This is a genomic window from Roseovarius autotrophicus (genome assembly GCF_018069895.1).
GTDB classification, from domain to species: domain Bacteria; phylum Pseudomonadota; class Alphaproteobacteria; order Rhodobacterales; family Rhodobacteraceae; genus Roseovarius; species Roseovarius autotrophicus.
In genome coordinates this window covers 219,259-225,258 of record NZ_JAGQDH010000005.1, presented here as the reverse complement: position 1 = coordinate 225,258, position 6,000 = coordinate 219,259, and the positions used below count along the sequence as shown (strand labels likewise).

Sequence of the window (6,000 nt, the reverse complement as noted above, 5' to 3'; positions counted from 1 at the left end):
CCAGTCACCCGCCAGCTACATGGAGAGCGCGGCTGACTGGCCGCCGCCCGCCACGCGCGCCCCGCAGAAACCCCAGGTGGCCTAGTTTTGCGCCGCCCCGTGGCCCAATTTTACTCCGGCGTTGACACCGAGGAGGAGCTGACGGACACCGCCTATGAAAATGCCAAAAAGCTTTTGAACCTAGGATGCAGCGTCAAAACTGGCGTGGATGCCACGCGGTTGGCTGACAGTATCGGGAAACGCCAGTTCCGAACGATCATCTTCCAGTTTCCAAACGTGGCTTCCCGTGATCCACGCTACGGACAAAATCCAAACCATGTCCTGGTGACAAGGTTTCTCAAGAATGCTCGGAACCATCTGAAGCCGGACGGTCTGGTTGTCATCTCGACCGTGGACAGCCCGTTCTACGAGGGCGCGTTCAAAATGGATGAGGCGGCTCGGAAGGCCGGTTTTGCAGCTCCCGCGATCTACACTTTCGACCCCACAGATTACCCTGGATATACCCACCAGAACACGGCTAACGAGGAGTCTGCCGCCGATGGCCACACCGCCTTCGCAACTTTCGTTTTTTCCAGCTGAATGGCCGGACGGGCTGACCTATCTGGAAAACTACATCCCTAAGGATGAAGCCGACAGGCTCGTCCAAGAGATCGACGCGGCCCCCTGGCGCACCGATCTGAAGCGGCGGGTCCAGCACTACGGCTATCGCTACGACTACAAAGCGCGGCAGGCCCGGCGGGAAGATTATCTCGGTCCTCTGCCTGAGCTGTTTCATGAGCTGGCGGAACGTTTAACCGCTGATGGCCATTTTCAGGCTGTTCCAGACCAAGTCATTGTGAACGAATATCAGCCCGGACAGGGCATCTCTGCCCATATCGACTGCCAACCCTGCTTTGGTGAGACAATCGCCTCTCTGAGCCTTCTCTCGGCCTGTGTGATGCGGTTTTCCTTCCAAGCCCATTCTCAGCAAATGGAGCTACATCTCCAACCTGCGAGTCTGCTGGTTCTGAGCGCAGATGCTCGCCACTTTTGGACCCATGCCATTCCTGGACGGAAAACGGATGTGTTTGAGGGGCGGAGGTATCTCCGTTCTCGACGTATTTCGCTAACATTCCGAACCATGAAGTTTGAAAACTCCTAACCCGAATAATTCATGATGATGTGGTGAGGGTAGCGTAACCTTTTGAATTTCTGTATTTTTCGGTTGTCGACGCCAAAAACTCCAGTTTCCAAGGCAGGCACCCTCACCATGATGCAGTCTACCTCCCAAAAGCCCGTTTTGTCACCCGTGAATGGCAAGCCCGTCATGCTCAATTTCGATGGCGCGGAGATGAGCGCCGATGCCGGTCTGACGCTCTTGCGGGAAGTCGAACGCCGGCACGACCTGGCGGGTCTTCTGTCGCCATGCCTCACGGACTTGCGTGACCCCGGCAAGACCCGCCATAGCCTGGACGACATCATCCGGTTCCGGATCATGATGATTGCCGCAGGGTATGAGGATGGCAACGATGCGGGCGAACCTTGCCGACAAGAACCGAGAGACGATGGCGACGCTGGAAAAGAGAATGCAAGGCGGGCGAAGATTGTCAAACCTGTCCCCGAAAAGCGTCAAACCCGACCCTAACAAGGACCAGGCATGATCACAAAATCCAACCATTTCAGCTTGTTGAGTGGTGCCCGGGGGCGGAATCGAACCACCGACACGAGGATTTTCAATCCACTGCTCTACCCCTGAGCTACCCGGGCATAGGGTGAAGGCCATGGCCTTCGGGTGGACGTGTCTTAGGCGAGGGCGCGCGGGGTGTCCAGAGGGTTTGCATTGTTTCAGTGCGGTTTTTGCGCCTCTTTTTCCGCCGCTTCTGCGGCCTTGGCGATGTCCTCGGGGTCGCGAGAGGGCACGGCATAGTCACCGGTGAACCATTTGCCGAGGTCGATATCGGCGCAGCGGCGCGAACAGAACGGGCGATAGCGGTCCTCGGCCGGTTTGCCGCAGATCGGGCAGGTCATGCCAACACCTCCGCCAGCGGTGCGCGCGCGCGTTTGCGCTGCAACTCGTAATTGCCAAGGGGCGTCCAGCCCGCGAGCACGGTCTCGATCTCGTCGCGGCGAAAGGCAGCGCGGAGCGCATCCTCGAACACGCGCCGATCCTTCTTGGGCATCGGCGCGAGGTCGAGCGCGATCTGACCACCGAGGCCGCGCAAGCGCAATTGCCGGGGCAATTCGCGCGCGAGCGCCAGATTGGCCTTGAGACCGGCGGCGGGGCTGGTGTCGGTGCCGGTGTTCACATCCACCGCCACCAGCGCGCGCGTGGGCTCAACATAGGCCACGGCCCCGCCGGAAAGGCGCACCTCCGGCCCGCGCAGCGCGTCAAGCGCATCGAGCACGCCAAGCGTGGCAAAGCTGCCTGCCACCTCGACCAGTTCACCCGGCTCCGGCCAGTCTCGCCAGGCAAGACCGTGTGGCCCGTCGCCCTCCACCAGCTTTTCGGGGCTGCGCCCGTCCGCATCGGCCAGAACCACCTGCGCCAGATCGCGCATGGCGCGTATATCTTCGGCGATGGCCTCATCCGCCGCACCTTCGCAGGCCGAGCGCAGAATCAGGCCCATGGCACCCTCACCCATCTCTTCATGGGCAATCTCGTGCAGGCGCAGGCGCTCTTTCTCGTCCTTGATGGCGCGGGAGATGTTGAGGCCGGGCGCGTCGGGGGTAACGATGGCATAGCGGCTCTTGAACAGCACGCGCGCCGTGACCGGGAACGCCTTGCCCGGCTCGGCATGGCCCGTGACCTGCACCAGAAGTGACTGGCCGGGTGCAAGCCCCTTGACCTGCCGCAGAAAGGCCGAACCGTCGGGCGAACGCAGGAACATGCCGCCCTGCCCCTTTACCGGGCGGTCGGCGATGGCGCGATAGATCGTGCCGGGGCGGGGCGTGTGGCTGTCGATCAGGAGATCCTCCAGCCTGCCGCCGACAAGCAGCGCCGCCGCCTCGCGGCCCGCCAGATGATCAAGCGCGATTGTGGTCATGGCCGGTCCTTCCAGAGCGGATAGCCCGCCGCCTGCAAAAGGCCTGCGGTTTCGGCAAGCGGCAGGCCGACAATGCCGGTGAATGAGCCGGAAATCCACGGCACAAAGGCCCCGGCAAGGCCCTGAATGCCATAGCCGCCCGCCTTGCCCTGCCATTCGCCGGAGGCGAGATAGGCGTTGATCTCCTCGTCCGAGAGGCGCTTGAGCTTGACCGCGCTGAGCACGTCGCGCTCCCACAATTGCGCTCCTCGGCGCAGGGCGACGGCGGTGATGACGCGGTGACGGCGGCCCGAGAGCGCGTGGAGGAACTGCGCTGCCTGGCCTGCATCCTCGGGCTTGCCAAGGATGCGACGGCCCATGGCGACGGTGGTATCGGCGGCAAGCACGATGTCATCGGGCCCGGCCTCGGTGGCCCACGCCTTCTCGCGTGCCATGCGCACGCAATAGGGTCGGGGCAGCTCTGCCTTGTGCGGGATCTCGTCGATCTCGGGCGGGCGGATCGCATCCGGGACAACGCCGATCTGTGCGAGAAGCTCGCGGCGGCGCGGGCTACCCGATCCGAGGATCAGTTGCATGATCCAGCGCTTACTTGAAGCGATAGTTGATCCGGCCCTTGGTCAGATCGTAAGGTGTCATTTCCACCTGAACCTTGTCGCCCGCCAGAACGCGGATTCGGTTCTTGCGCATTTTTCCTGCCGTGTGCGCGATAATCTCATGGCCGTTCTCAAGCTCGACCCTGAATGTCGCGTTCGGCAGGAGTTCCTTGACGACACCGGGGAATTCGAGCGTGTCTTCCTTGGCCATGGTCTCTCCTTGCAGTCGCATTCCGCCGATATGCGGAACGCGAGATTAAATGCGCTTCTTCCCGGGCTTTTTCAAGGTCTAATCAGCGCAGGCGCTCAACTGTGATTGCACCGTCACGCCCGGCCTGATCCTCCCAGTGGCAGCGGTTGAGCACAACCCCATCGGCGCGCACATGGGCAACGCGGGTCAGGTCCACCTCCGCCACGGTCCAGCCGGGACGGTTGAGCGCACCCTCGGCCAGCACGCCCGTGGCCGGAAAACCGGTGTCGGGCGGTCCAAAGATACCGCCCATGCCGGTATTGGTATCGACGGCGGGCGACCAGGCCGCATCGCCCACGGTGGATGCCTGAACAGCGACGCATTGCGCCTCGAGCGCGCGGGCCATGGTGCCGATGCGCACCCGCCAATAACCCGTCAGCGCCTCGGTGCAGGAAGGCACGAGCAACAGGTCAGCCTCTGACAGAGCCCGACCGAGCAGGGGAAATTCGCTGTCGTAACAGATCAGGATGCCGATTTTCCCGAGCACGGTATCGAACAGACGCAGTGGCCCGCCGGGGACGACATGCCATTCCTCGCGCTCGAATCGCGTCATGATCTGCTTGTCCTGATGGGCGCGCGCACCGGAGGGCGTGTAAAGGATCGCGCGGTTGACCGGGCGCGCGCCGAGGGCCGGATCAAAGACCGGGGCCGAGGCCCCGAGAATGTGAAGCCCATGGCGCACGGCCAGATCGGCGTGCAGGTCGGCCACATCGTCCATGACCGTGGAGACGGCATGGAGCGAACGTTCCAGATCGCCGGCCACCTCGGACCCTTGAAGTGTGGCCAGTTCCATCGCTCCATACTCGGGAAAGACCGCCAGATCAGCGCCGAGGCGTGCCGCCTCGACCACCCAATCCGAGAGTTTCGCGGCATAGTCCGCCCATCTGTCGAAAGTATCGAGGGGGTAGGCGGCGGTGGCGATCTTCATGGCGGCGCTCCTTGTATGGGCCATTTCTAGCCGCAGGAGGAACCCGCGTCGAGCGATTGCCGCCTCTCGCGCAACCGTGCTATCGTCACGCATAACGAGGCAGGGCAGCCCATGGCGACAACGGCACTTCGGAAATACCAGCGGCTCGAAGCGACGGGCCTCTGGCGGCCTGACGCCGAGGCGCAACGAATAGAGGTGATCGTATCCGTTGGCGAGGCGACGCTGACCATCACCGATACGCGCGAGAGGGTGCAGGCACATTGGTCGCTCGCTGCCATCGCGCGGGCCAATCCTGGCAAGTTTCCGGCAATCTACCACCCTGACGGCGACCCCGGCGAGGTGCTGGAACTTGCCGAAAGCGAAACCGAAATGATCGCCGCGATCGAGAAGCTGCGCGCAGCAATCGACCGCCAGAGGCCGCGCCCAGGACGGCTCCGGCTGGCGGGGATTCTGGCCAGCCTGCTGGCGGTGGTTCTCGTCGTGGGTTTGTGGCTGCCCGGCGCGGCACGCGATCACGCGCTGCGCGTAGTGCCTGCTGTCAAGCGCACCGAGATCGGGCGGGCGCTTCTCGCTCATGTGCAGCGGGTGACGGGCCCCGCCTGCCGCGCACAGGGTGGGGCTGCGGCGCTTGCCGCGCTGGAACGTCGCCTGCCGCCGCAGGCAGGGCGCCCGCATTTCATGGTCGTGCGCAGCGGCGTACGGGATGCGCTGCGCCTGCCCGGCGGCACGATCCTGATCCGGGCCGATCTGGTCGAGGATCACGACACGGCGGATGTGGTGGCGGGCCATATCATCGCGGCGCATCTGCGCGCCGAGAGGCGCGACCCGCTTGCCCGGCTTCTGACCGAGGTCGGGCTTTGGGAAGTGCTGCGCCTTCTCGCCACCGGCAACCTCAGCGACGAGGCCCTGCGCGCCTATGCCGAAACGCTGCTCAAGGCCCCTCCCGTCCCCCTGCCCGATGCGGCGCTTCTCGAGGGTTTTGCCCGCTGGCAGGTGCCCGCGACACCCTATGCCTATGCCCGAGACATCACCGGCGAGTCGGTGCTGGCGCTGATAGAGGCCGACCCCTTCCCACGCGAAACTACCCCTCCACCTGTGCTGAGCGATGGCGATTGGCTGCGATTACAGGGGATTTGCGGGGGGTGACCGGAGTGCGATTCTCTCGCGCTTGTTGCCGGGCTCCGGCCTTTGGGCCAGCGTGTCGCC

Annotated in this window: 8 protein-coding genes, 1 tRNA gene and 1 pseudogene; 4 read left to right on the top strand and 6 right to left on the bottom strand. The window is 63.7% G+C overall.

The window, feature by feature from the left end:
• Positions 1-99: 99 nt before the first annotated feature.
• From KAK09_RS08630 to KAK09_RS08620, 3 genes and pseudogenes are all read left to right on the top strand, one after another.
• The gene (locus KAK09_RS08630; RefSeq protein WP_210878517.1) at positions 100-579 is read left to right on the top strand and encodes a Rossmann-like fold-containing protein; all 480 of its coding nucleotides are present in this window, start codon (positions 100-102) and stop codon (positions 577-579) included.
• The gene (locus KAK09_RS08625; RefSeq protein WP_210878516.1) at positions 539-1,141 is read left to right on the top strand and encodes an alpha-ketoglutarate-dependent dioxygenase AlkB; all 603 of its coding nucleotides are present in this window, start codon (positions 539-541) and stop codon (positions 1,139-1,141) included. The genes KAK09_RS08630 and KAK09_RS08625 overlap by 41 nt, the downstream gene beginning before the upstream one ends.
• A gap of 108 nt (positions 1,142-1,249) precedes the next feature.
• Positions 1,250-1,513: pseudogene (locus KAK09_RS08620) on the top strand (transposase); the annotation flags it as partial.
• 158 nt (positions 1,514-1,671) lie between these two features.
• Here the strand turns inward: KAK09_RS08620 and KAK09_RS08615 are convergent.
• The 6 genes from KAK09_RS08615 to KAK09_RS08590 form a co-directional block, all read right to left on the bottom strand.
• Positions 1,672-1,746, bottom strand: a tRNA-Phe gene (locus KAK09_RS08615).
• Between the two features lie 78 nt (positions 1,747-1,824).
• Positions 1,825-2,007: a DNA gyrase inhibitor YacG gene (locus tag KAK09_RS08610; protein WP_210878515.1), complete on the bottom strand. Its 183-nt coding sequence runs from the start codon at positions 2,005-2,007 to the stop codon at positions 1,825-1,827.
• A complete protein-coding gene (locus KAK09_RS08605; protein WP_210878514.1) occupies positions 2,004-3,023 on the bottom strand; it encodes a ribonuclease E/G in 1,020 nt (339 codons plus the stop codon). The genes KAK09_RS08610 and KAK09_RS08605 overlap by 4 nt, the downstream gene beginning before the upstream one ends.
• Positions 3,020-3,598, bottom strand: coding sequence for a Maf family protein (locus KAK09_RS08600; RefSeq protein WP_210878513.1), 579 nt, complete (start codon positions 3,596-3,598; stop codon positions 3,020-3,022). The genes KAK09_RS08605 and KAK09_RS08600 overlap by 4 nt, the downstream gene beginning before the upstream one ends.
• A gap of 10 nt (positions 3,599-3,608) precedes the next feature.
• A complete protein-coding gene (infA, locus tag KAK09_RS08595; RefSeq protein ID WP_005978431.1) occupies positions 3,609-3,827 on the bottom strand; it encodes a translation initiation factor IF-1 in 219 nt (72 codons plus the stop codon).
• 82 nt (positions 3,828-3,909) lie between these two features.
• Positions 3,910-4,794 carry a carbon-nitrogen hydrolase family protein gene (locus KAK09_RS08590; protein WP_210878512.1) on the bottom strand — a complete coding sequence of 295 codons (885 nt, stop codon included), beginning with the start codon at positions 4,792-4,794 and terminating at the stop codon, positions 3,910-3,912.
• Between the two features lie 111 nt (positions 4,795-4,905).
• Between KAK09_RS08590 and KAK09_RS08585 the strand changes: the two genes are divergently transcribed.
• Positions 4,906-5,940 carry a M48 family metalloprotease gene (locus KAK09_RS08585; protein ID WP_210878511.1) on the top strand — a complete coding sequence of 345 codons (1,035 nt, stop codon included), beginning with the start codon at positions 4,906-4,908 and terminating at the stop codon, positions 5,938-5,940.
• Positions 5,941-6,000: the final 60 nt, after the last annotated feature.

Excerpts from the sequence above, each read along its gene's own strand:
- KAK09_RS08600 (WP_210878513.1), bottom strand. The coding sequence starts at position 3,598 with ATGCAACTGATCCTCGGATCGGGTAGCCCGCGCCGCCGCGAGCTTCTC.
- KAK09_RS08610 (WP_210878515.1), bottom strand. The coding sequence starts at position 2,007 with ATGACCTGCCCGATCTGCGGCAAACCGGCCGAGGACCGCTATCGCCCG.
- KAK09_RS08605 (WP_210878514.1), bottom strand. The coding sequence starts at position 3,023 with ATGACCACAATCGCGCTTGATCATCTGGCGGGCCGCGAGGCGGCGGCG.
- KAK09_RS08625 (WP_210878516.1), top strand. The coding sequence starts at position 539 with ATGGCCACACCGCCTTCGCAACTTTCGTTTTTTCCAGCTGAATGGCCG.
- infA (WP_005978431.1), bottom strand. The coding sequence starts at position 3,827 with ATGGCCAAGGAAGACACGCTCGAATTCCCCGGTGTCGTCAAGGAACTC.
- KAK09_RS08590 (WP_210878512.1), bottom strand. The coding sequence starts at position 4,794 with ATGAAGATCGCCACCGCCGCCTACCCCCTCGATACTTTCGACAGATGG.
- KAK09_RS08585 (WP_210878511.1), top strand. The coding sequence starts at position 4,906 with ATGGCGACAACGGCACTTCGGAAATACCAGCGGCTCGAAGCGACGGGC.